Source organism: Mycobacterium sp. NGS17 (assembly GCF_059813205.1).
Map to the genome: position 1 here is coordinate 90,262 of NZ_JCALED010000007.1, position 23,520 is coordinate 113,781.

Consider the following 23,520-nt stretch of genomic DNA (forward strand, 5'->3'; position numbering starts at 1 on the left):
CTCCCGCTTGCGGGGGAGAGGAGTGGCGCCAATGACACCGATCTCCACCCGCCTGATCCGGCTGCTGAACATGGTGCCGTATTTCCAGGCCAATCCCCGGGTGACCCGAGTCAAGGCCGCTGCCGACCTCGGGGTATCGGCCAAGCAGCTGGAAGAAGACCTCAACCAGCTGTGGATGTGCGGTCTGCCCGGTTACTTTCCGGGCGACCTCATCGATTTCGAGTTCTCCGGAGACACCATCGAGGTGACGTTCTCCGCGGGGATCGACCGCCCGCTCAAGCTCACCTCGCCCGAGGCCACCGGCCTGCTGGTGGCGTTGCGGGCGCTGGCCGACATCCCCGGGGTCGTCGACCCGGAAGCCGCGCGCAGCGCCATCGCCAAGGTCGAGGATGCCGCGGGGGCCGTCGGGCAGGACGCCTCAACGGCGGCGTCGGCCGTCGACGAGCCCGCACCGGTGGAGAACCGGGCCGCTGCCGCGGTGCGCGCGGCCGTCCAGTCCAGGCACGCGCTGGCCATCGACTACTACTCCGCCTCGCACGACATCCTGACCAGCCGGGTCGTCGACCCCATCCGGGTCCTGCTGATCGGCGGCCACAGCTACCTGGAGGGCTGGTCGCGCGAGGCCGAGGGCGTGCGGTTGTTCCGCTTCGACCGGATCGTGGACGCCACCGAGCTCGACGAGCCGGCCGCCCCGCCGGAGCCCGCGCTGCATGCGCCGCCGGACACGTCGCTGTTCGACGGCGATCCGTCGCTGCCGTCGGCCAGGCTGCGGGTGGCGCCCGCGGCGTCCTGGATGTTCGAGTACTACCCGATGCGCGACGTGCGCGAATTGCCCGACGGATCCTGCGAGGCGGTGATGACGTACGCCTCCGAAGATTGGATGACGCGCCTGGTGCTGGGCTTCGGGCTCGATGTTCAGGTGCTACAACCTGCGTCCCTGGCGCAGCGGATACGGGATGCCGCGACGGCCGCCGTGACGGCGTATGAAGCCCTGAGCTGATAAAAGTCCAGGCGAAATGGGCCGTGGGGCGGCGCGCGCCCGGCACTGCACGGCGCCACTGCGGTAGCATCGGGGGAACGTCTGGAGGTAATCAAAGTGGGCAGTCTTAGTCCGTGGCACTGGGCGATCCTCGCGGTCGTGGTGATCTTGCTGTTCGGTGCCAAGAAGCTCCCCGATGCGGCGCGTTCGTTGGGCAAGTCGATGCGGATCTTCAAGTCCGAGATCCGCGAAATGCAGACGGAGAACAAAGCGGAAACGTCGGCCCTGGGAACGAACACCGCAACCCAAAGCGAGGCCCCCGCGGCGAACCCCACGCCCGTGCAGTCGCAGCGGGTCGACGCACCGGCGCCCAGCGAGCAGGGGCACAGCGAAGCACGTCCGGCGTAGCCGCCATCACCGTCGCGCTGCCCGAGCGCCACTGACCGAGCATCGTGAAAGTCTTCAAGGTTTCAGCGCGCACTTCCGGCCTGCTGAGGCGCCTCAACCCTCGTAACCGGCGCAGCCGAACCAACCCGGATGCGACCATGTCGCTGGTCGACCATCTGACCGAGCTGCGCACGCGGCTGCTGATCTCCCTGGCCGCCATCCTGCTGACCACGATCTTCGGGTTCGTCTGGTACTCGCATTCGATCTTCGGGCTGGAAAGCCTCGGCGAGTGGCTGCGCCATCCCTACTGTTCGCTGCCCCGGTCGGCGCGCGCCGAGATCAGCCCTAACGGCCAGTGCCGGCTGCTGGCCACCGCGCCGTTCGACCAGTTCATGCTGCGACTCAAGGTCGGGCTGACGGCGGGAGTGGTGCTCGCCTGCCCGGTGTGGTTCTACCAGCTGTGGGCGTTCATCACCCCCGGGTTGTATCGGAAGGAACGCCGCTTCGCGGTCGCGTTCGTGATCCCCGCCGTGGTGCTGTTCGTCGTCGGCGCGGTGCTGGCCTACTTCGTGCTGGCCAAGGCGCTGGGCTTCCTGCTGACCGTCGGCAGCGACGTACAGGTGACTGCGCTGTCCGGCGACCGGTATTTCGGCTTCCTGATCAACCTGCTCATAGTTTTCGGCGTCAGCTTCGAATTTCCGCTGCTCATCGTCATGTTGAACGCCATCGGCATCTTGCCCTACGAGCGGCTCAAGGCGTGGCGGCGCGGACTGATCTTCGCGATGTTCGCGTTCGCGGCGATCTTCACCCCCGGATCCGACCCGTTTTCGATGACCGCGCTCGGGTTGGCGTTGTCGGTCCTCTTGGAGTTCGCCATCCAGATCTCCCGGCTGCACGACCGACGGAAGGCCAAGCATGAAGCCCAGGCCGTGATTCCCGACGACGAAGCGTCCGTCATCGAACCGCCTACCGCGATACCGGAGCCGTCGTTCACCGCCGGGCAACACGACGATGTCACCTGATCCGTCGCCGCCTCAGGACGTCGCCGAGCTTGTTGAGCTCACCAGGTTCACCACCGAACTCCCCTTCGCGCTCGACGGCTTCCAGCGTCGGGCATGCGCGGCGCTCGAACGGGGCCACGGCGTGCTGGTGTGTGCGCCGACCGGCGCGGGCAAGACGGTGGTCGGCGAATTCGCGGTGCACCTGGCGCTGGCGTCGGGCGGCAAGTGTTTCTACACCACGCCGCTCAAAGCGCTGAGCAACCAGAAGCACACCGACCTCACGGCGCGTTACGGCCGCGACCGCATCGGCCTGCTCACGGGCGACATGTCCGTCAACGCCGACGCGCCCGTGGTGGTCATGACCACCGAGGTGCTGCGCAACATGCTCTACGCGGATTCACCTGCGCTGCATGGACTTTCGTATGTGGTGATGGATGAGGTGCATTTCCTCGCCGACCGGATGCGGGGTCCGGTGTGGGAGGAGGTGATCCTGCACCTGCCCGACGAGGTCCGGGTGGTCAGCCTCTCGGCGACGGTGAGCAACGCCGAGGAATTCGGCGGCTGGATCCAGACCGTGCGCGGCGATACGACGGTAGTCGTCGACGAGCACCGGCCGGTTCCGCTGTGGCAACACGTGTTGGTGGGCAAGCGCCTGCTGGACCTGTTCGATTACGACAACCACCAGCCGGCCGCCGATCGTCAGCCGCGCGTCAATCCCGAACTGCTGCGCCACATCGCGCACCGCCGCGAGGCGGACCGCATGACCGACTGGCAGCCCCGGCGCCGGGGCAACGCGGGGCGGTCGTCGCGTCCCCGCTTCTACCGGACGCCGTCGCGGCCGGACGTGATCGCCAGTTTGGACGCCGAGGGACTGCTGCCCGCGATCACGTTCGTGTTCTCCCGGGCCGGCTGCGACGCCGCCGTCCAGCAATGCCTGCGCTCATCCCTGCAGTTGACCACCCAGGAGGAGCGCGCACAGATTGCCGAGGTGATCGAGCACCGGTGCGGCGATCTCGCCGACGCCGACCTGAGCGTGCTCGGCTACTACGAATGGCGCGAGGGATTGCTGCGCGGCTTGGCGGCCCACCACGCCGGCATGCTGCCCGTCTTCCGCCACACGGTCGAAGAGCTGTTCACCGCCGGACTCGTCCGAGCGGTGTTCGCCACCGAGACCCTGGCGCTCGGGATCAACATGCCCGCACGCACGGTGGTTCTCGAGCGGCTGGTCAAGTTCAACGGCGAGCAGCACGTCGCGCTGACGCCGGGGGAGTACACGCAGCTCACCGGGCGCGCCGGGCGGCGCGGCATCGACGTCGAGGGCCACGCGGTGGTGCTGTGGAATCCCACCGAGGAAACCACCGAGCCGTCGGCGGTGGCCGGGCTGGCCTCCACCCGCACCTTCCCGCTGCGCAGCTCGTTCGCCCCGTCGTACAACATGACGATCAACCTGGTCCAGCAGATGGGGCCCGAGCAGGCGCATCGGTTGCTCGAGCAGTCATTCGCGCAATATCAGGCCGACCGTTCCGTGGTCGGGCTGGTCCGCGGCATCGAGCGGGGCGCCGGGTTGCTCGACGAGATCGCCGGCGAGATAGGCGGACGCAAGGCCCGGATCCTCGAATACGCCCGGATGCGCGCCCGCATCACCGAGATGGAGCGCGCGCAGTCCCGCGCGTCCCGACTGCAGCGACGCCAGGCCGCCAGCGACGCGCTGGCCGCGCTGCGCCGGGGCGACATCATCAACATCACCCACGGCCGGCGCGGTGGTCTGGCCGTGGTGCTGGAATCCGCGCGCGATAGCTCCGACCCGCGACCGCTGGTGCTCACCGAAAACCGTTGGGCGGGCAGGATTTCGTCGGCCGACTATTCGGGTTCCTCCGCACGCGTCGGTTCGATGTCACTGCCCAAACGGGTCGAACACCGTCAGCCGCGGGTCCGGCGCGATCTGGCGTCGGCGCTGCGATCGGCTGCCGCCGGGCTGACCGTCCCGGCCCGGCATCGCGGCGGCCGCGGTGACTCCGACGGCGCCTACGAAGCTTTCCATGACCCGGAGCTGGCGTCGCTGCGCGAACAGCTGCGCCGGCACCCGTCGCACCACACGCCCGGCCTGGAAGAGCAGGTCCGGCAGGCCGAGCGGTACTTGCGGATCGAGCGCGACAACGCGCAGTTGGAGAAAAAGGTTGCGGCCGCCACCAATTCGCTGGCACGGACCTTCGACCGAATCGTCGGCCTGCTCACCGAGCGCGGCTTCATCGAAGGACGCGACGGCGATCCCCGCGTGACCGACGACGGCCGGTTGCTGGCGCGCATCTACAGCGAAAGCGATCTGCTGGTCGCTGAATGTCTTCGCACCGGCGCGTGGTCGGGGTTGAAGCCGGCCGAGCTGGCCGCGGTGGTCTCGGCGGTGCTGTACGAAACCCGGGGTGGCGACGGGCCGGGCGCGGCCTTTGCGGCCGACGCGCCCACCCAGCAAGTGCGGCAGGCGCTGCAGCAGACGTCGCGGCTGTCGACGGCGTTGCGCGCCGACGAGCAAACGCACCGGATCGCCCCGAGCCGCGAGCCCGACGACGGCTTCGTCAACGTCATCTACCGCTGGGCCAGGAACGGAGACTTGGCCGCGGCCCTGGCGGCCGCCGACCCGGCCGGCACCGGATCACCCCTGCTCGCGGGAGATTTCGTGCGCTGGTGCCGCCAAGTTCTCGACCTGCTGGACCAGGTCCGCAACGCCGCTCCTGATTCCGAATTACGGGCCACCGCCAAGCGCGCCATCAATGACATTCGGCGCGGCGTCGTCGCAGTTGACGCCGGGTAGGCTAGGCCGGAGCTACCGTTAAGCGCCGATAGCATGCCAAGAAAACACAGGCTGAGGGAGAGAGATGAGCGGACCGCAGGGATCGGACCAGCAGTGGCAGCCGCCCGGCCAAGGTCAAGGCAGCGACCACTCGTCAGACCCGACCCAGGTGGGACCGACCTGGCAGGAGCAATCGAATCAGGAGACGTCGTGGCAGGCCCCGGCGTACACGCCGCCCGCCGACTACCCGCAGTACCAACAGCCGACCGAGCAGGCCTACCCGCAGCAGTACCCCCAGCAGCAGCCGGGCTACGCGCAGCCCGGCCAGTACGGCCAGCCAGGCCAATACGGCCAGCCGGGGCAGTACGCCCAGCCGGGGCAGTACGGCCAGCCGGGGCAGTACCCGCAGCCCGGGCAATACCCCCAGCCCGGCCAGTACGGCCAGCCGGGCCAGTACCCGCAATACCCGGGTTACGAGCAACCGGGCAAGAAGCGGCCGGTCGGGCTCATCGCAGGCGTGGGCGGCGCGATCGCGTTTCTGCTCATCGCGGTCGTGCTGGTGCTGGGCTTCTGGCAGCCCGGATTCTTCGTCACCACCAAGCTGGACGTCAATAAGGCGCAGGCCGGGGTCCAGCAGGTCCTCAGCGACGAAACCAACGGCTACGGCGCCAAGAACGTCCAGAACGTCAAGTGCAACCACGGCCAGAACCCAACGGTCAAGAAGGGCGCCACATTCGACTGCGACGTCAGCATCGACGGCGCGCCCAAGCACGTGACCGTGACGTTCCAGGACAACAAGGGCACCTACGAGGTCGGCCGGCCGCAGTAGCCAGCGGCCCGGTCAGTTCGGCAGGCCGTCCAGCGCCTTTTGCAGGCGGGCGACCGACGAGCCCACACCCAGCTCGGTCGCCAGTTCGGCGGTGCGGCGCGGATGGGCGGCGACCAACGGTATTTCGTCGGTGGCCGTCGACAAGGTGACGGGCGCGTCGGTGGCCACCCGTACCACCTTGCCGGCCGCCTCGATGTAGTCCAGCGCTCCCAGCAGCTTCGTGCGGATACCCTTGGCCATTTTGGACTTCGGGTCGTGGGCGGCGGCCAGGATCCGCTGCAGCGAGCCGTGCTGGGCCAGCAGCGTCGCCGCGGTCTTCTCGCCGACGCCTGGGACGCCGGGCAGGCCGTCGGACGGATCGCCACGCAGCAGCGCGAGTTCGGCATAGGCGGGGCCGGCCCTATCCACCGGCACGCCATAGTGCTCGGCCACCTCGGCGGGCCCGAACAACGTGGCCTTGCTCAGCCCGCGGCCCAGGTAGAGCACCCGAACCGGCACGGGGTCGTCCGACACCACCTGCAACAGGTCGCGGTCGCCGCTGACCACCACCACCGGATCCTTGCGTTCCCGGGCCGCCAGGGTGCCCAGCACGTCGTCGGCCTCGTAGCCCACGGCGCCGGCCGTCGGAATCCCGTATGCGTCAAGGAGTTCGGCGATCATGTCGATCTGGGGTGTCAGGTCGTCCGGGACTTCCTCGACGTCCGGCTCGTCCTGCGGATCCAGCACGGCCACCCGGTGGGCCTTGTAGGACGGGACGAGGTCCACCCGGAACTGGGGACGCCAGTCGAGGTCCAGGCAGACGGCCAGCCGGCTGGGCCGCTGCCGGGTGATCACCACTGCCATGGCGTCGATGAATCCCCGAACGGCGTTGACGGGCCGGCCGTCGGGAGCGGTGATCGAGGACGGCACCCCGAAATACGAGCGGAACCACATGCTGGCGCCGTCGAGCAGGACCAGTGGTCGCATGCCGGTTATCGTCTCACGCCGCCGCGAGGCGATGCGCAATCGAGCACTAGCCTGGCTGCCATGCAGTCTCACCGCTTCGACGCAGCCGTGTACGAACGCCGGCTGGCAGCCGCCGCCGCGGCGGCCGGTGACGCAGGCCTGGCCGGGCTGGTCATCACCCCGGGATATGACCTGCGCTACCTCGTCGGGTCGCGCGCACAGACCCTGGAGCGGTTCACCGCGCTGGTGTTGCCCGCCTCGGGCGAGCCGACGGTGGTGGTGCCGCGCCTCGAGCTGGCCTCGCTGAAGGGGTCGGCCATCGCCGAACTGGGCCTGGCGGTACGGGATTGGGTCGACGGCGACCATCCCTACGATCTGGTGGGTTCCGCGCTGGGCGGCGTCCCCGCCGCGACCGCCGTCACCGATGCCATGCCGGCGTTGCACCTGCTGCCGCTGGCCGAAGTGCTCGGGGTGTTGCCGGTGCTGGCCACCGAGGTGTTGCGCACGCTGCGGATGGTCAAGGAGGAATGCGAGGTTGACGCGCTGCGCAAAGCAGGGGCGGCCATCGATCGGGTGCACGCCCGGGTGCCGCAGTTCCTGGTCCCGGGCCGCACCGAGGCCGACGTCGCCGCCGACATCGCGGATGCCATTGTGGCCGAAGGGCATTCGGAGGTGGCGTTCATCATCGTCGGATCCGGGCCACATGGCGCCGACCCGCATCACGGATATTCGGATCGCGAACTGCAGGTCGGAGACATCGTCGTCGTCGACATCGGCGGCTGTTATGAACCCGGCTACAATTCCGACTCCACCCGCACCTACAGCATCGGTGATCCGAATCCGGAAGTGGCTGAACAGTATTCGGTGCTACAACGCGCCCAGCGCGCGGCGTATGACGCGGTACGCCCGGGGGTGACGGCCGAACAGGTCGACGCCGCCGCCCGCGACGTGCTGGCCGCCGAAGGGCTCGCCGAGAATTTTGTGCACCGCACAGGACACGGCATCGGGCTGTCGGTGCACGAAGAGCCCTACATCGTCGCCGGAAACGATCTGCCGCTGGCCGAGGGCATGGCCTTTTCGATCGAGCCGGGCATCTACTTCCCAGGCCGGTGGGGTGCGCGCATCGAGGACATCGTCGTCGTCACGCCCGATGGGGCCCTGGCCGTCAACAACCGGCCGCACGAACTGATCGTGGTTCCGGTGGCCTGACCGACGTGTCACCGGGTCCGCGTAGGTTGGGGCGTGATGTCAATCCTGGATCTCCCGCTGCTTCCGATTCGCATCGCCCGCCACGTCCTCGACGCGGTGTTGCGCTCCGACGCACCGGCACCGGCGTCAGCACCGGCATCGGCACCGGCGCCGCCTGCTGAGCTCATCGTGGTCGACGGCATGCCCGAGGGGGTGCCGCCGGCGGCGCGGCGAGCCGAGCCCCAGCTACCCGCGCCTGCGGGATGGCCGTTCGGCGAACAGTTTCCACGCACATGCGGCGCCGGTCGAGTGGCCGACGGTGCCCTGTTCTGGACCGACTTTCTCTACGACGACCATGGCGCGACGGGCATCCCGATCGGTGACCTGAAGATTCAGGCACCGCCGCGCGGAACCTACGTCTATCCCGACGGCCCGGCGGCCGGCAACGGCGCCGACATCTTCCGCGTCGCCATCGGGCTCACCGACACCCACACCTGGTGGCGGGTCGACTGGAATACCCTGCTGGACGCCTCGGTGCCCATCGCGCTGTTCACCTTCGACACCGACCCCGCCCGAACGGCCGACGAGCAGTGGCCCGCCGGAGCCGGCGTCCGTTCGAAGGGCATCGACACGGCGCTGCTGATCTCGAAGAGCGGCGCCGCGCTGATCGACCTGACGACCCAGGGCAGGATGCCGGTCGAGCACAGCGTCGACATGCAGTCGCGGTCGTTCGTGGCAAAGATCCCGCGGTCGCTGGCCGAACCCACGCGGAGCTGGACGGTCCGCCTGGCCGCCGGGTTGGCCAACGCGGCCGGGGACGGGTTCGCCGACGTGCCCGCCCTGCACGGTGCGCTGCCCGGCCAGGCCAACGTCTACAACGTGGCATTCCGCACCAACGAGCAGGAGCCGCCGCACCTGAATTTCTGGTCGGATGCCGCGCAGGCCGCCGCCTTGACGCATGGCGACGTCTCCGAGTTCGCGCTGACTGTGCCGTGGGCTCAGCTTGCGGCCCGCGAAACCGCTCCCGAGCCGGTGATCACCGGCCCGTCCACCCGCTGGTACGTGTCGTCGATCGAACTCGGCCAAGGCCTGGAACAAGGTTGGGCCGCCAACGACATCTTGAGCACCAAGCCGCAATTCCTCGGCCGGGTGCAGCCGTATTCGATCTGTTTGCCATCGAGCTACGCACCAGGTCGCGCGTTGCCGCTGACCCTGCTGCTGCACTCCCTTTCACTCGGACAGAGCCAGTTCGCCGCGATCGACCCGCGACTGCTGCACCACGTGTGCGAGGGCCGCGACTCCGTGGTGGTCACGCCGCTGGCCCGGGGCCCGTCCACCTGGTACTTCGACAGCGGCGAACTCGATGTCTGGGAGGTGTGGGCGCGAGTTGCCGAACAATTGGGCACCGATCCCAATCGCACTGTGATCTCGGGCTATTCGATGGGTGGGTATGCGACCTACAAGCTGGGGCTGAGTTATCCGCAGGTGTTCTCGCAAGCGGTGGTGCTGGCGGGGCCGCCGACGTGCGGGGTGCGGCTGCTGCCCCACGTCGACATTCCCGCGGACCTCGACCTGGACTCGCCCTGTGCCCGTGAGGGCGACACCTGGAAGCTGCTGGTGAACGCCCGATGGCTGCCGTACGTCATCGCCCATGGGCTGCTCGACGAACTGGTGCCGTTCGCCTCGGCCGCCGAGCAGGTGCTGGAGCTCGACCGGCTGGGTTACCGCCACCGGTTCGATGTCTACCCGCTCGAAGATCACCTCGCCTGGGTGTTGCAGGACAAGTTCGAGGATCCGATTTCCCACATGGGAACCGCGCTGCGCCAAGCGGATCCGGGACACATCACGTTCGCCTGGTATCCGCAATTGGTGCGCGCCGATCTGGGCATCGGGCCGCACCAGGCGTGGTGGCTGTCGGAGCTGGCCGCGGCTCCCGAGGTGACCGCGCGGCGCGGGGCCGTGGCGGAGGTCGACGCGCGCTCCTACGCGCGGCCGGACCCCACCCATACCGTCCGGCACCACCGCGGATTCATCCCACATTTCGAGCCGACGCCCGGGCTGTACAGCGAGCTGGACTGGCAAGCGGGACGGCCCGTCGGCCCACTGCCGTATCTGACGTTGCGCCTCAACGGCGTTGCCAGTCTGCGGGTCGATGTCGAACGTGCGGGGCTGGCCGCATTGCCGGCGTCGACCATCACGGTAGCCACCGATGGCCCCGCCCAGATCACGCTCGGTGGCTTGCCCGCCGCGGTTGACGTGCGGCTCGATGGGGAACCGGCCGGGCCGGCGGTCACGGTGTCGCCCGGGCGACACCGGATCACGTTGACCGCGGGCGGGGCGGTGAATGAGTTGTCGCGCTAGGTGATCGGGCCTAGGTTGGCGAAGCGATCACGGGGCGGTATTTACTCGCCGCGGTCCAGAAGATCAGACGACCCCAGCACCCGCTCGATCTGAACCTCGATCACGACGCGTCGCGGATTGGGGCGTGGCGTGCGGTAGCGCTGGGCGTACCGCAGCTCGGCGTCGCGCACCGCGTCGACGTCGTTGTTGACCTTGGACCGGCCCTCCAGTGACAACCATCGCGCGCCGTCGACCTGGCTGAGCACGGCCAGCCCGCCGCGATCGGCATTGACCGCCTTCTGCGAACCCCCGGTGGTGATGACCCGCGCAATATGCGTCTTCGGGTCGAAGGTGAAACCGACCGCCACCACGTGCGGTGAATTGTCGGCTCGCAGCGTGGTCAGCATGGCCAGGTGGCGCTCCGACAGAAACGCCAGCGCGTCGTCGGTGAGCCGGGTAGTGGTATTCGCCATCACCGCCCACGCTAGCGCAGGTGATAATCGCAGCCGTGGATGACACGGGCGCTGGTCCAGTACTGATCCTGGGCGGCCGCAGCGAGATCGGGATCGAGCTGGCGCGACTCCTCGCGCCGGGTGCGACGGTCGTGCTGGCCGCCCGCCAGGCCGATCAACTCGCCGAGCAGGTCAACGCGCTCAAAGCCGCGGGTGCCGCGGCGGTCGACACTCGGGAATTCGATGCCGACGACCTAACCTCGCACGGGCCGCTGGTCGCCTCGATCGTCGCCGACCACGGTTCCATCGGCACCGCGGTACTGGCATTCGGCATCCTGGGCGACCAGGCCCGCGCCGAAACCGACGCTGCGCATGCGGTCGCCGTCGTGCACACCGATTACGTCGCCCAGGTCAGCCTGCTCACCCATCTGGCCACCGCCATGCGCGAGGCAGGTCGAGGCCGGCTGGTGGTGTTCTCCTCGATCGCCGGAGCACGCGTGCGCCGCGCGAACTACGTCTACGGCTCGGCCAAGGCCGGCCTGGACGGCTTCGCCAGCGGCCTGGCCGACGCGCTGCACGGCACCGGGATCCGGCTGCTGATCGCCCGGCCGGGATTCGTCATCGGTCGTATGACCGAGGGCATGACGGCCGCGCCGCTGCCGAGCACGCCCGAGCAGGTGGCCGCCGCGACCGCGCGGGCGCTCGCGAAGGGCCGCCGCACCGTGTGGATTCCGTGGGCGCTGGGCCCGGCGGCGGCGGTGATGCGATTGCTGCCGCAGTTCGTCTGGCGCAGGATGCCGCGATGATCCGCACCGCGAGCGTTGCAGTGGGGGCACCTCCCGCTTGCGGGGGACGAAGCGATGCGGAGGAGCGGCGCTCATGATCATCGTGATCGGCATCGGCGCCGACGGCATGGCCGGGCTCGGTGAGGTATCGTGCGCCGAACTCCGAAGGGCCGCCGTCATTTACGGTTCCAAGCGACAACTCGACCTGCTCGACGACACGGTGCGCGCGCCCCGGCGGCAGTGGCCGTCACCGATGTTGCCGGCGCTGGAGACGTTGCTCGACGAGAACACGGGCGACGTGCACGTCGTGGCCAGCGGCGATCCTCTGCTGCACGGCATCGGTGGCACGCTGATCCGCCTGCACGGCCGTGACAACGTCAGAGTTCTCCCGCACGTCTCGTCGGTGACGCTGGCGTGCGCGCGGATGGGCTGGAACGTCCACGACACCGAGGTGATCAGTCTGGTCACCGCGCGGCCGCACGCGGCGGTCCGCCGCGGCGGCCAAGCGATCGTACTGTCGCAGAACAGTTCGACCCCACACGAACTCGCCACGCTTCTCACCACGCACGGCCGCGGTGATTCCGAGTTCACCGTTCTCGAACGACTCGGCGCCCCAGACGAGCGCCGCAGCGACGGCACCGCCCGCGACTGGGCCGGCGACCGAGACCTCGACGACCTCAACGTGATCGCCGTGCGCTACCTGCCCGACGACCGCGTGTCACCCCTGCCCGACGACGCGTTCACCCACGACGGGCAGATCACCAAGCAGGGCATCCGCGCGGTGACACTGGCGGCCCTGGCGCCACGGCCGGGGGAGCGGTTGTGGGACGTCGGCGCCGGCTCGGGCAGCATCAGTGTCCAATGGTGCCTCAGCGGGCCCGGTTGCAGCGCAGTGGTATTCGAACGCAACCAAGAGCGGCGGGGCAACCTGGAAGCCAACGCCGCGGCTTTCGGCGTCGGCATCGAGGTGCGTGGCGACGCCCCCGAGGCGTTCGACGGCGCCGAGCCACCGTCGGCGATCTTCATCGGCGGCGGACTGACCCAGCCCGGCCTGCTCGACGCCTGCTGGGATAACCTGCCCTCCGGCGGCCGACTGGTCGTCAACGTGGTCACGACCGAGTCGGAAGCCGTTCTGACGCAAGCTCATCAGCGCCTGGGTGGCCAGCTGCACCGCTTCCAGCACTACCACGGCGAACCGCTGGGCGCATTCACCGGCTGGCGCCCGCAGTATCCGGTCACCCAATGGGCGGTGACCAAGTGACGGTGTATTTCATCGGGGCCGGCCCGGGCGCCGCCGACCTCATCACGGTGCGCGGCCAGCGACTCCTGCAAGCGTGCCGGGTTTGCCTGTATGCCGGATCGATCATGCCCGACGATCTGTTGGCGTTGTGCCCGCCGGGCGCGAAAGTCGTTGACACCGGCCCCCTGACGTTGGAGCAGATCGTCACCGAGATCAGCGAGGCGCACGCCGCCGGCCTGGATGTGGCGCGGCTGCATTCCGGTGATCCGTCGCTGTACAGCGCGCTGGCCGAGCAGTGTCGGCGGCTCGACGCCCTGGGCATCGACTACGAAATCGTGCCCGGGGTGCCGGCATTCGCCGCCGCGGCGGCCGCGCTGAAGCGCGAGCTCACCGTCCCGGGGGTGGCGCAGACGGTGACGCTGACCCGGGTGGCGACCCTGTCGACGGCCATGCCGCCCGGGGAAGACCTGACGACCCTGGCCCAGTCCGGCGCGACCCTGGTCCTGCACCTGGCCGCCGCCCAGATCGACGCCATCGTCCCGCAGCTTCTCGACGGCGGCTATCGACCCGAAACACCGGCCGCCGTCGTGGCTTTCGCGAGCTGGCCGCAAGAAGCGGTGTTGCGCGGCACGCTCGCCGACATCGCCGGGCAGATGCATCGGGCCGACATCACCAAGACCGCCGTCATCATCGTCGGCGACGCGTTGACCGCCGGCGGATTCACCGACAGCTACCTGTACTCGACCGGACGCGCCCGGGGGAGCAGGCATTGATGCGCATCCTGCTGCTCGGCGGCACCGGCGAAGCGCGCGCCCTGGCGAAGGCTTTGCACCCGCACATCGAGATCATCAGCTCCCTGGCCGGACGCGTTCTGGATCCCGCGCTGCCGGTCGGCCCCGTGCGCATCGGCGGCTTCGGTGGCGTCGACGGGTTACGACGCTGGCTGCGCGACGAACACATCGGCGCCGTCGTGGACGCCACCCACCCGTTCGCGGCGACCATGACGGCGCATGCCGCCGCCGCATGCCGCGAACTGCGGATCCCGCATCTGATCCTGGCCCGCCCGGCCTGGGATCCCGGCGGCGCCATCGTCGTCGAGTCGGACACTGCCGCCGCGCAAACCGTTGCCCGGCAAGGCTATTCGCGGATCTTCCTCACCACCGGGCGCTCGGCCGTGCAGGCCTTCGTCGGCAGCGACGCATGGTTTCTCATCCGAGCGGTCACCGACCCGGACGCGACTACACTGCCCCGTCATCACCGGGTGGTGCTCTCCCGCGGACCGTATCGCTACGACGAAGAGTTGGCGCTGTTGCGCGCCCACCGCATCGACGCACTGGTCACCAAGAACAGCGGCGGTGACATGACCCGCGCCAAGCTGGATGCCGCTGCGGCGCTGAATGTTCCGGTGGTGATGGTGGCGCGGCCACCGCTGCCCGCCGCGGTGTTGACCGCCGGCACCGTGCATGAGGCCGCCGAATGGGTTGGGGCGCTAGCCGGTTAGGTGGCTGCTCTCACTGTCGGCCAGCAGCGCATCGCGGGCGCGGGCGACGCGGGAGCGGATGGTGCCCACCGGGCAGCCGCAGACGGCGGCCGCGTCAGCGTAGGGCAGGCCGAGCAGCTGGGTGAGTAGAAGCGCTTCGCGCTGTTCGGCGTTGAGGGTGGCGATCATCGCGGTCACCTCGACCAGATCCTCGAATCCGCGGGCGTGATGGTTTGCGCGCGCCACGTGTTCAGGATCGGCACCCAGGGCGGCGCGCGGCCGCGACTGAAGGTGGCGAATGTGGTCGGCCACCACCCGGCGTGCGATCGAGAGCAGCCAGGTGCGCGCACTGGATCGTCCGGAGAACCGCTCGATGGCGCCGATCGCGCGCAGAAAAGTCTCTTGAGTCAGATCGTCGGCGTTGCCGGTATCTGACAGATAGGCGACGAACCGCCACACGTCTTGCTGGGTGGCTTTGATGAAGGACTCGAGCGCTCGCGAGTTTCCGCGTGCGGCTGACAACGCAAGTTCGGTTACGGCCTCGTCGTCACTCGGCGCGGTCATGCCCAACCACCTTCGTTGTGCGGGTTGTCCGATTCTACGACGGCTTGTCGTAGAGGATGCCGTCGGGGCCATGGCCGCGCGATTGATGGGCCTCAGGTGCCCGCGCCGCCGAGCGCCGGGTGCGTCCGCCGCCCACGCCGGGACGTCGGCGTCGTCTGAAGCGTCGTTGCCGTGCCGTCGGTGCGAGCCCACCCGTTCCCGCGCCACCAGCAATGCGAACGCCAGGCCCAGCAGCAGGGGCATGTGGCTGGCGATGCGAGTGGCGGTGACCTCGCCGTCGAACGCGTCGACGATCACGTAACTCAGCAGCGCAAGGGAATAGACACCGGTGATCGCCGCGACGCCCGACGCGGAGGCGGGCCAGACGCCGGCGGCGACCATGGCCAGACCCAACGCCAGCAACCATGCCGTCGACTCGTGCATCAGGTGCTCGCCGGACATCGCGCCGTGCATGTGACCGGACACCATGCCGAAATCGATGCCGCTGATCTGGGCGGCGGCGATCGCCACCTGGAAAAGGCCGACGGCGATCAGGCCCCACCGCCGGTAGTGCGTTCGAAGCCACCGCATCCGCGCCTGGTGGCCGGTCGGTTGGTCGCCGATGCTGGCCATGATTTTGTCGACCAGGTCCGGCCCGTCGCCGGGGGTCACCTTGGCCAGCCGGCGCGTCTGCACCGCCGCACCGATCAGCCAGGAGCGGCAGCCGCGGCAGGATTCGAGGTGGGCGTCGATTTGCTGCGCGAGCACCTGGGGACGCTCGCCGTCCAATCGAGCCGACAGCGCTTCGCGCGCAATCTCACACCGCATCCCTGCATCGTTGCGCATGGCACGGCCGCGCGCAAAGACTCAACAGATTTAGCGTCAGTACGAAATCGTGGGGAACTAACCGGCGCCGGCAACCGACCTCTGCTCGTAAGCATCGCCAGCCCATCCGCATGATTCACCGAAGAGGTATTCGTGTCCTTGCCTGAAGGCCCCCGACGATGACCGCGCCGATCTGGATCGCGTTTCCCCCCGAAGTGCACTCGGCGTTGCTCAGCAGCGGTCCGGGGCCTGGGCCGCTGCTCGCCGCCGCCGCGACGTGGTCTTCGCTGGGCACCCAGTACGCCGAGGCGGCGGAGGAGCTCAGCGCTCTGTTGGGCGCCACGCAGGGTGGCGCGTGGGACGGGCCGAGCGCCGAGCAGTACGTGGCGGCGCATGCCCCCTATCTGAGCTGGTTACTGGAGAGCTCCACCAAGAGCACGGCCGCCGCGGCGCTGCATGAGACGGCAGCGGGCGCGTACACGGCGGCGCTGGCCGCGATGCCGACGATCCCCGAGCTCGTCGCCAATCACGCGACACACGCGGTGCTGGTCGCGACGAACTTCTTCGGAATCAACACCATCCCCATCGCCGTCAATGAGGCCGATTACGCCCGCATGTGGGTGCAGGCGGCCACGACGATGACCACCTACCAGGCGGTCAGCGGATCAGCGCTGGCGGCGGTTCCGGCGACGACGCCCGCTCCGCAGATAGTCGCGCCGGGCGGCGAAGTCCAGGCGGCGGCAACGAATACCGCTTCCGAGACTCCTACCGCCACCTCATGGCAGGACCAGCTAGCGAAGGCGCTCTCGGACTTCACCCAAAACGTCCTCTGGCCGCTCGGGAAGGAGATATACCCCGACGGTTGGCCCATTGACGCGGTTCCGTTCGCCAACGCGGTGTCCTCCTTCTTCATGCAAATTCCCGGCATGAGCCCCGCGCTGGCCACAGCATTGGGTTGGTTCATCTTTCACTCGTTGATGCTCGTCTGGCCCCTGGTGCAAGCGGCTCAGCTGGGGGTCATGGTTGCCCCATTCATGATCGCGGCTGTTTCCGCCGCCGCCGCCGCAGGCGTGGCCGCGGCAGTCGCCGGCGCTGTGGGTGCCACCGCCGCCGCTGCCGCCCCGGCGGTGAGCGTGCCGGTGGCAACGGCACCGCCGGCGCCGATGGCTACCACGCCGGCTCCCGCGCCGACCATGACCGCCGGCACCCCGGCACACGCCGGCAGCGCAACGGCTTCCAGCCCGGCGCCGAGTGTGGCCACGGCGTCCGGCGGCGGACCGGTCGGCGGCGGTCCGGGCGTCGGCTTCGGTCCGGGCCTCACGGATGGCATCGGCACCGGCATGACCGACATCCAGTACGCGGTCGGCCTCGCGGGGTTGTCGTCGAGCAGCAGCGCCAGCAGTCGCGCGCGCAGGAAGTCCCAGGAGCCCGGGTTCGACGAGGCCGACGAACCGGCCGCCGCCGCGGCGTCGGCCCCGGCCCGGTTGCGCAGTCGTCGACGTCGCGGGGCCGAAGCCAAAGATCACGCCTACCGCTACGAGTACATGGACCTCGACTCTGACGAATCCCTTCTGGCGTCCGAGGCGGGTGCCGGGCCGCTCGGATTCGCCGGTGCCGCAACCAAATTCGGTGCCGCGCAAGCCGCCGGCTTGGCGACGCTGACGCGGGACGGATTGAGTGATGGACCCACCGTGCCGATGATGCCGAGCACCTGGGACCGCGACTGACTCATGCCCGGTACCGCCGCGGGGTGAAGACGCGGTCGGTGGAATCGTGTGAGTACCACTGGGTTTGCGACGACCCGACGATCAGCAGGCAGCGCATGTCGATCTCGGCGGCGTCCAGGTCAGCCAGCCTGACCACGCGGACGTCCTCGTCGGGGCCGGACACGTTGCGGCCGATCACCACGGGAGTGCCGGGTTCGCGGTGGGCCAGCAAGATGTCACGCATCGCGCCGACCTGCCACGTTCGGGTCTTGGAGGCCGGGTTGTAGATCGCCAGCACCAGGTCGGCGGCCGCGGCGGCCTGCAGTCGCGCGCAGATCACTTCCCACGGCTTGAGGCGATCGGACAGCGAGATCACCGCGTAATCGTGCCCCAGCGGGGCGCCGACCCGGCTGGCCACCGCCTGGGCGGCGGTCATCGCCGGGATGACGCGGACCTGCACACCCGGCCATTCTTTGGCCTCTTCGAGCACCGCGGTCGCCATGGCGAACACCCCCGGGTCGCCCGACGACACCACCGCCACGGCACGGCCCCGCTCGGCCAGCGCGCACGCCAACCGGGCCCGTTCGGGCTCGTCGCGGTTGTCGCTGGGGTGGCGCCGCTGGCCGTCGCGGACCGGCACGCGGTTCAAGTAGCCGCCGTAGCCGATCAAATCCGTCGCCGCGGCAAGCTCTCGCCGGGTCTGCGGCGTCATCCAGTCCATGTCGCCGGGGCCCAGCCCCACCACCGTGACGCTGCCGGCGGCGGGCGTGCGCCGTCCACGCTGCCCGCCCGGCAATATCGCCAGCGAAAAATACGGAACGCCGGCCTCGTCGACCTCGGCGGCGGGCAGTATGCGTTGCGTGGCGGTGCTGGCCCGCTCCACGTAGAACGCCTCCTCGAGCTGTCCGGATGCCGAAAGCGCTTCGCGCACAGCGTGATACGAGCGTCCGAGTTTGAGCACGACGGCGGCGTCGGCGTCGGCGAGGCGACGGGTCAGCTCCTCGACCGGCAGCGTGCCCGGCAGCACCGACAGCACCTCGTCGCCGGCCACCAACGGTGTCGCGATGGCCGCCGAGGCCGCGCTCACCGAGGTCACGCCGGGCACGATGACCGCGTCGAACCGTGCGGTCAGCCGGGTGTGCAGATGCATGTAGGAGCTGTAGAACAGCGGATCGCCCTCGGCCAGCAGGGCCACATTGCGACCGGCGTCGAGGTGCGCCGCGATGCGCTCGGTGGCCTCGATGTAGAAGTCCTCGATGGCACCGGCATAGCCGCCGGGATGGTCGGTGGTCTCGGTAGTGACGGGGTACACCAGGTGCTCTTCGATCTGCCCCGGCCGCAGATACGGTTCGGCGATCCCGCGGGCGATGCTGCGGCCGTGCCGGGCGCTGTGATAAGCCACCACGTCGGCCTCGCCGATCACCCGCGCGGCCTTGACCGTCACCAATTCCGGGTCCCCGGGCCCCAGCCCGACGCCCCACAACGTGCCCCTGTGGGTGCTCATTCGCGCTCGCTGGCAATCGCGTTGACGGCGGCGGCGGCCATCGCGCTGCCCCCGCGACGTCCCCGCACCACCAGATACGACGTTCCGCGCGGGTTGTCGATGAGCTCCTGTTTGGACTGCGCCGATCCCACGAAACCCACCGGCCCGCCGAGCACCCCGGCCGGCGGGGCGATTCCGTCGTCGATCAACTCGAGCAGCCGAAACAGCGCGGTCGGGGCGTTGCCGATCGCCAGCACCGCTCCGGGCAGCCGGTCCGCCCACAGCTCCACGCCGGCCGCCGAGCGAGTGGTCTGCCGGCGTGCGGCCAGCTCGGCAGCCCGCGGATCGGCCACCAGGGACACCACCTGGTTGCCGGCCGGCAGTCGCGCGGCGGTGATCCCGGCGGCCACCATCGACGAATCGCACAGCACCGGAGCGCCGCTGAGCAGGGCTGTGCGGACCCGTTCGACGACGTCGTCCGTGAAGGCGACGTGCTCGGCGACGTCGACCTGGCCGCAGGTGTGGATCAACCGGACCACCACTTGTGCCACGTCGGCGGGGAAGCGGGCCAGGTCGGCTTCGGCGCGGATCGTCGCGAACGACTGGCGATAGATCTCCGCCGCGTCGCGAATGTAGTCGAGCACTCGCCCACCCTAAAGCTTGGTGGAGTGACGACCCGCTGCGCCCGGTGACAGCCTGCGGTATCCGTCTGGCGTGGCCATCAGCACCTCACCGGCGAGCGGACTGCCGCAGGCCCGGTCGCAGCCGACGAAGTGCCGGTGCACCGTCGAGGCGGCATCCAGGGATTGCGCGGCGTCGGCCCGCACGTCGGCGGCCGAGCGCGCGCAGCCGGGGCTGCCGGTGCAGGCGCTGACGGTCAACCAGGGCGAGTTCTCGTCGAACACCAAGCCCAGGGGCGCCAGCACCCGCAGGGCGGTATCGGCCACCTCTTCGCTCAGATCACACACCAGCACCGAGCGCCACGGCGTGATCACCAACGGCGCCTCGATCGCGGCCAGGTACTCCGCAACGCGTGCCGGCAGCACCCCCAGCGGCACCGCGGCGCCCAGCGTCACCCGACCTTGCTGACCGGGGCAGTCCTGGCCGATCCAGCCCACCGGCGCCGTGGTGACGGCCAGAAAGGACGTGGCGCGCGGGTCGGCGTCGGGTAGCAGTTGCCGAACGTCATCCAATTCCTGGACGCGCCAAGCCGTTCCGCGGATGTCGACGAACCGTAGGGCCAGGGTCGCCAACGTTTCGACCACTTCGCCGGCCGCCAGCCGGACGCCGGTGTCGCGTCCGGCAAGCAACAACGCACACTCGTCGGCGAATGCGTGGATGCCGATGTCGGCGCGCAGCCCCGATACGTCGGCACGCCCGTCGTCCAGGCCGAACCAGAACCGGCCACCCAGCCCGGCGAGCCTGGGCTCGCCGCAGATCGCGGCGTCCAGCTCTTTGACCCACGGCCGCACGTCGAGGTCGCCGCCGCAGCGCCCCGACAACGGTGACGCCACGATGTTGCGGACCCGTTCATGCGTCATCGACGGCAACAGGCCCGCGGCCGCCAGCGCCTCGGCGACCGCGGTCACGTCGGTCAGCCCGCGCAACTGCACGTTGCCCCGGGCGGTCAGCTCGAGCGTGCCCGAACCCAACTGGCTGCTTACGGTTGCCAACGCGGCCAGCTGGGCGGCCGTGATCATGCCGCCGGGCAGCCGGATCCGGGCCAGGGCGCCGTCGGCCGCCTGGTGCACCTGCAGCGCACCCGGGCATGCGTCCGTGTCGCGCGTCCTGGCCACCCGTCCACGGTACGGCCCGCGCCGAGGGCGACGGCCGGGATTGCCTTCAGCCAGACGTAAACCCTTACTCAAGCCCCTGGTCGCGCCATAGCGTCCGCACGGTGAGCATTGCCACCGCACTCGACGCTGCGTCGAGGTCGAGCAACCCGGGCAGCGCACCAGCCGGTGGGCCGAGCGGAGTATGGGCGCGTCGCAAATGGGAAGTCGTGCGCGTCGTGTCGCCGCTGATGCTGTTGGCGCTGTGGCAGCTGGGCAGCGCGCTCGGTGTGATTCCCGCAGATGTCCTTCCGGCCCCGTCCTTGATCGTCGAGGCCGGCGTGGAGTTGACCCGTAATGGTCAGCTCGCCGCCGCGCTGCACATCTCCACCGTCCGGGTTGTCGAGGGGCTCCTGCTGGGCGGGATCATCGGGCTTGTGGCGGGCGCGGCGGTCGGGTTGTCGCGCTGGGTCGAATCGACCTTGGACCCACCGATGCAGATGATCCGGGCGCTGCCCCACCTCGGGCTGATCCCGCTGTTCATCCTCTGGTTCGGCATCGGCGAGCTGCCCAAGGTGTTGCTCGTTGCCCTTGGTGTGGTCTTCCCGCTGTACCTGAACACGTTTTCGGCGATCCGGCAGGTCGACCCGAAGATGCTGGAAACCGCTCAGGTGCTGGGTTTTTCGTTTTTTCAGCGGTTCACCCGGATCATCGTGCCCAGCACGGCGCCGCAGGTGCTGGTGGGTTTCCGGCAGTCGCTGGCCATCGCGTGGCTGACGCTGATCGTCGCCGAGCAGATCAACGCCGACAAGGGAATCGGCTTCCTGATCAACAACGCCCGAGATTTCTTGCGCATCGACATCATCATCTTCGGGCTGACCATCTATGCGCTGCTGGGCATCGTCACCGATGCGGTCGTCCGGCTCATCGAGCGTCGCACCCTGCGCTACCGACACTGAAAGGTCCGGGCTTTGACACTCATCGCGGAATCGGACGCCGCCACCCGCGGGGCGACCGGCATCGCCGGGGAACTGTGCCACGTCGGCAAGTGGTACGGCAATCGGCAAGTGCTGAACGACGTTTCGGTGCGGGTACGTCGCGGTGAGATCGTCGCGCTGATCGGGCGCAGCGGCTCGGGCAAATCGACTGTGCTGCGGGTGCTCGCCGGTCTGTCCGATGACCACAGCGGGCATCGCGTGGTGACCGGCGCCCCGGCCCTCGCATTCCAGGAGCCGCGCCTGTTTCCATGGCGCGACGTGCGGACGAACGTCGGATACGGCCTGGCCCGCAGCCGCCTGCCGCGGGCGCAAGTCCGGGCTCGCGCCGACCGGGCGCTGGCCGACGTCGGGCTGTCCGACCACGCCGGCGCGTGGCCGCTGACCCTGTCCGGCGGTCAGGCGCAACGGGTTTCGCTGGCCCGGGCGCTGGTCGCCGAACCGCAACTGCTGTTGCTCGACGAGCCGTTCGGCGCGCTGGACGCGCTGACCCGGCTGACCATGCACACGCTGCTGCTGGATCTGTGGCGCCGGCATCGCTTCGGGGTGTTGCTGATCACCCATGATGTCGACGAAGCCGTGGCGCTGGCCGACCGCGTGCTGGTGCTCGAGGAAGGCCGCGTCATCCACACGCTGTCCATCGACGAGCCTCGCCGCGCACCCGGCGACCCGGGTGCCCACACCGACCAGCATCGCGTCGAGCTGCTGGATCGTCTTGGCGTGCGGCTTTGATGCGCGGATTCATCGCGCTGGTGCTTGCGCTCGCACTGCTGTTGACCGGATGCGTTTCGCGCAGCGCCAGTCTGGGGCCCAAGCCGCCGCCGGCCGCGGTGCCCGCCTCGGAGTTGTCGGGTCTCACGCTGCAGGTGGGGGATCAGAAGGGCGGTACCGAAGCGCTGCTGCGCGCCGCCGGGCAGTTGGAAAACCTGCCCTATCGGGTCGCGTTCTCGACGTTCACCTCCGGGCCGCCACAAGTCGAGGCCGCCACCGCGGGCAAGATCGACTTCGCGATCACCGGTAACACGCCGCCGATCTTCGGGGCCGCCAGCAACGCGAAGATCAAGGCGGTCTCCGCATACGGTGGCGGTGGTGCGGGCAATCGTGTTCTGGTGCACGCGGATTCGTCGATCACGTCGGTCTCCGAGTTGCGCGGTAAGGCAGTCGCCGTCGCCAAGGGCAGCTCGTCGCACGCCAACCTGCTGGCCCAGCTGGACAAGGCCGGGCTCACACCCGCCGAGGTGAAATTCGTATTCCTGCAGCCCGCCGATGCGCTGTCCGCGTTCAGTCAGCACCAGGCCGACGCGTGGGCCATCTGGGATCCGTACACGGCCCAGGCCGAGCAGCAGATCCCGGTGCGCAGCATCGCCGAGGCGCAGGGCGTCACCAATGGCGACTGGGTCGGTGTCGCGTCCGACCAGGCGCTGGACGACCCCAGACGCAACACCGCGCTGTCCGACCTGCTGGTACGTTTCGAGAAGGCCGTGCAGTGGGCCAGGGCTCATCCGCAGGAATGGGCTCAAAGCTATTCCGCGGCAGTGGGTTTGGATCCAAAGGTGGCGACGGTCGCGGCGACGCGCAGCCTGCGGCTGCCGACCGAACTCGGTGAAGACGTGGTCGCGTCCGAGCAGAAACTGGCCGACTTGTTCGCGGCCGCCGGCCAGCTCGCATCGTCACCCAGGTTCGCCAACTGGGTCGACCGCCGATTCAATGAGGCGCTGCGGCCCGGCCTCGCCAGCTGATCAACGGGTGGGGTTGAAAAGGCCCCGGTGCGGGCATTCTCGT

Annotated in this window: 21 protein-coding genes and 1 pseudogene; 15 read left to right on the forward strand and 7 right to left on the reverse strand. The window is 69.3% G+C overall.

Annotated elements, in window-relative coordinates; all coding sequences use genetic code 11:
* Positions 1-31: 31 nt before the first annotated feature.
* The 5 genes from AC5Y7E_RS16630 (at position 32) to AC5Y7E_RS16650 (ending at position 5,984) form a co-directional block, all read left to right on the forward strand.
* A complete protein-coding gene (locus AC5Y7E_RS16630) occupies positions 32-1,000 on the forward strand; it encodes a helix-turn-helix transcriptional regulator (RefSeq protein ID WP_499949852.1) in 969 nt (322 codons plus the stop codon).
* A gap of 96 nt (positions 1,001-1,096) precedes the next feature.
* Positions 1,097-1,387 carry a Sec-independent protein translocase subunit TatA gene (tatA, locus tag AC5Y7E_RS16635; protein WP_499949854.1) on the forward strand — a complete coding sequence of 97 codons (291 nt, stop codon included), beginning with the start codon at positions 1,097-1,099 and terminating at the stop codon, positions 1,385-1,387.
* Between the two features lie 44 nt (positions 1,388-1,431).
* A complete protein-coding gene (tatC, locus tag AC5Y7E_RS16640; RefSeq protein ID WP_499949855.1) occupies positions 1,432-2,388 on the forward strand; it encodes a twin-arginine translocase subunit TatC in 957 nt (318 codons plus the stop codon).
* Entirely contained in the window at positions 2,378-5,176 is a 2,799-nt protein-coding gene (locus tag AC5Y7E_RS16645) for a DEAD/DEAH box helicase (protein WP_499949856.1), read from the forward strand. Before tatC ends, AC5Y7E_RS16645 begins: the two co-directional genes overlap by 11 nt.
* Before the next feature lie 64 nt (positions 5,177-5,240).
* On the forward strand, positions 5,241-5,984 hold the full coding sequence (locus tag AC5Y7E_RS16650) for a DUF4333 domain-containing protein (protein ID WP_499949857.1): 744 nt from the start codon (positions 5,241-5,243) through the stop codon (positions 5,982-5,984).
* 12 nt (positions 5,985-5,996) lie between these two features.
* On the opposite strand, the gene AC5Y7E_RS16655 is transcribed toward AC5Y7E_RS16650, so the two are convergent.
* Positions 5,997-6,950 (reverse strand): 5'-3' exonuclease, encoded by a 954-nt coding sequence (locus tag AC5Y7E_RS16655; protein ID WP_499949858.1) that lies wholly within the window; start codon positions 6,948-6,950, stop codon positions 5,997-5,999.
* 60 nt (positions 6,951-7,010) lie between these two features.
* On the opposite strand from AC5Y7E_RS16655, the gene AC5Y7E_RS16660 reads away from it, so the two are divergent.
* Both AC5Y7E_RS16660 and AC5Y7E_RS16665 read left to right on the forward strand, forming a co-directional pair.
* Positions 7,011-8,138, forward strand: coding sequence for a M24 family metallopeptidase (locus AC5Y7E_RS16660; protein WP_499949859.1), 1,128 nt, complete (start codon positions 7,011-7,013; stop codon positions 8,136-8,138).
* A 36-nt stretch (positions 8,139-8,174) separates the two neighbouring features.
* Entirely contained in the window at positions 8,175-10,478 is a 2,304-nt protein-coding gene (locus AC5Y7E_RS16665; RefSeq protein ID WP_499949861.1) for an alpha/beta hydrolase-fold protein, read from the forward strand.
* A 41-nt stretch (positions 10,479-10,519) separates the two neighbouring features.
* On the opposite strand, the gene AC5Y7E_RS16670 is transcribed toward AC5Y7E_RS16665, so the two are convergent.
* On the reverse strand, positions 10,520-10,930 hold the full coding sequence (locus AC5Y7E_RS16670; protein WP_064954310.1) for a F420-dependent biliverdin reductase: 411 nt from the start codon (positions 10,928-10,930) through the stop codon (positions 10,520-10,522).
* 35 nt (positions 10,931-10,965) lie between these two features.
* Between AC5Y7E_RS16670 and dprE2 the strand changes: the two genes are divergently transcribed.
* From dprE2 to AC5Y7E_RS16690, 4 genes are all read left to right on the forward strand, one after another.
* Positions 10,966-11,715: a decaprenylphospho-beta-D-erythro-pentofuranosid-2-ulose 2-reductase gene (dprE2, locus tag AC5Y7E_RS16675; RefSeq protein WP_499949862.1), complete on the forward strand. Its 750-nt coding sequence runs from the start codon at positions 10,966-10,968 to the stop codon at positions 11,713-11,715.
* A gap of 73 nt (positions 11,716-11,788) precedes the next feature.
* Positions 11,789-12,955 (forward strand): precorrin-6y C5,15-methyltransferase (decarboxylating) subunit CbiE, encoded by a 1,167-nt coding sequence (cbiE, locus tag AC5Y7E_RS16680; RefSeq protein WP_499949864.1) that lies wholly within the window; start codon positions 11,789-11,791, stop codon positions 12,953-12,955.
* Complete coding sequence (gene cobM / locus AC5Y7E_RS16685; protein WP_499950074.1) at positions 12,952-13,707, forward strand: precorrin-4 C(11)-methyltransferase; 756 nt, start codon at positions 12,952-12,954, stop codon at positions 13,705-13,707. The genes cbiE and cobM overlap by 4 nt, the downstream gene beginning before the upstream one ends.
* Positions 13,707-14,435 carry a cobalt-precorrin-6A reductase gene (locus tag AC5Y7E_RS16690; protein ID WP_499949865.1) on the forward strand — a complete coding sequence of 243 codons (729 nt, stop codon included), beginning with the start codon at positions 13,707-13,709 and terminating at the stop codon, positions 14,433-14,435. Before cobM ends, AC5Y7E_RS16690 begins: the two co-directional genes overlap by 1 nt.
* Here the strand turns inward: AC5Y7E_RS16690 and sigC are convergent.
* Together sigC and AC5Y7E_RS16700 are read right to left on the reverse strand one after the other, a co-directional pair.
* Entirely contained in the window at positions 14,424-14,978 is a 555-nt protein-coding gene (gene sigC, locus AC5Y7E_RS16695; protein ID WP_499916757.1) for an RNA polymerase sigma factor SigC, read from the reverse strand. The two genes, AC5Y7E_RS16690 and sigC, sit on opposite strands and share 12 nt — an antisense overlap.
* Positions 14,979-15,092: 114 nt before the next feature.
* Positions 15,093-15,803 (reverse strand): annotated as a pseudogene (locus AC5Y7E_RS16700) (DUF2275 domain-containing protein); the annotation flags it as partial.
* Between the two features lie 158 nt (positions 15,804-15,961).
* Here AC5Y7E_RS16700 and AC5Y7E_RS16705 point away from each other — a divergent pair.
* Positions 15,962-17,509 (forward strand): PPE family protein, encoded by a 1,548-nt coding sequence (locus AC5Y7E_RS16705; RefSeq protein WP_499949866.1) that lies wholly within the window; start codon positions 15,962-15,964, stop codon positions 17,507-17,509.
* Between the two features lies 1 nt (position 17,510).
* Here the strand turns inward: AC5Y7E_RS16705 and AC5Y7E_RS16710 are convergent, their stop codons facing one another.
* Genes AC5Y7E_RS16710 through cobG form a run of 3 tightly spaced genes read right to left on the reverse strand, consistent with a single transcriptional unit; the run spans position 17,511 to position 20,767 of the window.
* Positions 17,511-18,992 carry a precorrin-2 C(20)-methyltransferase gene (locus AC5Y7E_RS16710; RefSeq protein ID WP_499949867.1) on the reverse strand — a complete coding sequence of 494 codons (1,482 nt, stop codon included), beginning with the start codon at positions 18,990-18,992 and terminating at the stop codon, positions 17,511-17,513.
* Positions 18,989-19,615: a precorrin-8X methylmutase gene (locus tag AC5Y7E_RS16715; RefSeq protein ID WP_499949869.1), complete on the reverse strand. Its 627-nt coding sequence runs from the start codon at positions 19,613-19,615 to the stop codon at positions 18,989-18,991. The genes AC5Y7E_RS16710 and AC5Y7E_RS16715 overlap by 4 nt, the downstream gene beginning before the upstream one ends.
* 9 nt (positions 19,616-19,624) lie before the next feature.
* Positions 19,625-20,767, reverse strand: a complete 1,143-nt coding sequence (gene cobG / locus AC5Y7E_RS16720; RefSeq protein ID WP_499949871.1) for a precorrin-3B synthase — start codon at positions 20,765-20,767, stop codon at positions 19,625-19,627.
* Positions 20,768-20,868: 101 nt separating this feature from the next.
* Here cobG and AC5Y7E_RS16725 point away from each other — a divergent pair, with 101 nt between their 5' ends.
* Genes AC5Y7E_RS16725 through AC5Y7E_RS16735 form a run of 3 tightly spaced genes read left to right on the forward strand, consistent with a single transcriptional unit; the run spans position 20,869 to position 23,477 of the window.
* Entirely contained in the window at positions 20,869-21,702 is an 834-nt protein-coding gene (locus AC5Y7E_RS16725; RefSeq protein WP_499949873.1) for an ABC transporter permease, read from the forward strand.
* A gap of 12 nt (positions 21,703-21,714) precedes the next feature.
* On the forward strand, positions 21,715-22,470 hold the full coding sequence (locus AC5Y7E_RS16730; protein WP_499949874.1) for an ABC transporter ATP-binding protein: 756 nt from the start codon (positions 21,715-21,717) through the stop codon (positions 22,468-22,470).
* Positions 22,467-23,477: an ABC transporter substrate-binding protein gene (locus tag AC5Y7E_RS16735; protein ID WP_499949875.1), complete on the forward strand. Its 1,011-nt coding sequence runs from the start codon at positions 22,467-22,469 to the stop codon at positions 23,475-23,477. The genes AC5Y7E_RS16730 and AC5Y7E_RS16735 overlap by 4 nt, the downstream gene beginning before the upstream one ends.
* The last annotated feature ends 43 nt before the right edge of the window (positions 23,478-23,520 follow it).

Excerpts from the sequence above, each read along its gene's own strand:
- AC5Y7E_RS16630 (WP_499949852.1), top strand. The coding sequence starts at position 32 with ATGACACCGATCTCCACCCGCCTGATCCGGCTGCTGAACATGGTGCCG.
- AC5Y7E_RS16645 (WP_499949856.1), top strand. The coding sequence starts at position 2,378 with ATGTCACCTGATCCGTCGCCGCCTCAGGACGTCGCCGAGCTTGTTGAG.
- AC5Y7E_RS16650 (WP_499949857.1), top strand. The coding sequence starts at position 5,241 with ATGAGCGGACCGCAGGGATCGGACCAGCAGTGGCAGCCGCCCGGCCAA.
- AC5Y7E_RS16655 (WP_499949858.1), bottom strand. The coding sequence starts at position 6,950 with ATGCGACCACTGGTCCTGCTCGACGGCGCCAGCATGTGGTTCCGCTCG.
- AC5Y7E_RS16660 (WP_499949859.1), top strand. The coding sequence starts at position 7,011 with ATGCAGTCTCACCGCTTCGACGCAGCCGTGTACGAACGCCGGCTGGCA.
- AC5Y7E_RS16665 (WP_499949861.1), top strand. The coding sequence starts at position 8,175 with ATGTCAATCCTGGATCTCCCGCTGCTTCCGATTCGCATCGCCCGCCAC.
- AC5Y7E_RS16670 (WP_064954310.1), bottom strand. The coding sequence starts at position 10,930 with ATGGCGAATACCACTACCCGGCTCACCGACGACGCGCTGGCGTTTCTG.
- cbiE (WP_499949864.1), top strand. The coding sequence starts at position 11,789 with ATGATCATCGTGATCGGCATCGGCGCCGACGGCATGGCCGGGCTCGGT.
- AC5Y7E_RS16690 (WP_499949865.1), top strand. The coding sequence starts at position 13,707 with ATGCGCATCCTGCTGCTCGGCGGCACCGGCGAAGCGCGCGCCCTGGCG.
- sigC (WP_499916757.1), bottom strand. The coding sequence starts at position 14,978 with ATGACCGCGCCGAGTGACGACGAGGCCGTAACCGAACTTGCGTTGTCA.
- AC5Y7E_RS16705 (WP_499949866.1), top strand. The coding sequence starts at position 15,962 with ATGACCGCGCCGATCTGGATCGCGTTTCCCCCCGAAGTGCACTCGGCG.
- AC5Y7E_RS16710 (WP_499949867.1), bottom strand. The coding sequence starts at position 18,992 with ATGAGCACCCACAGGGGCACGTTGTGGGGCGTCGGGCTGGGGCCCGGG.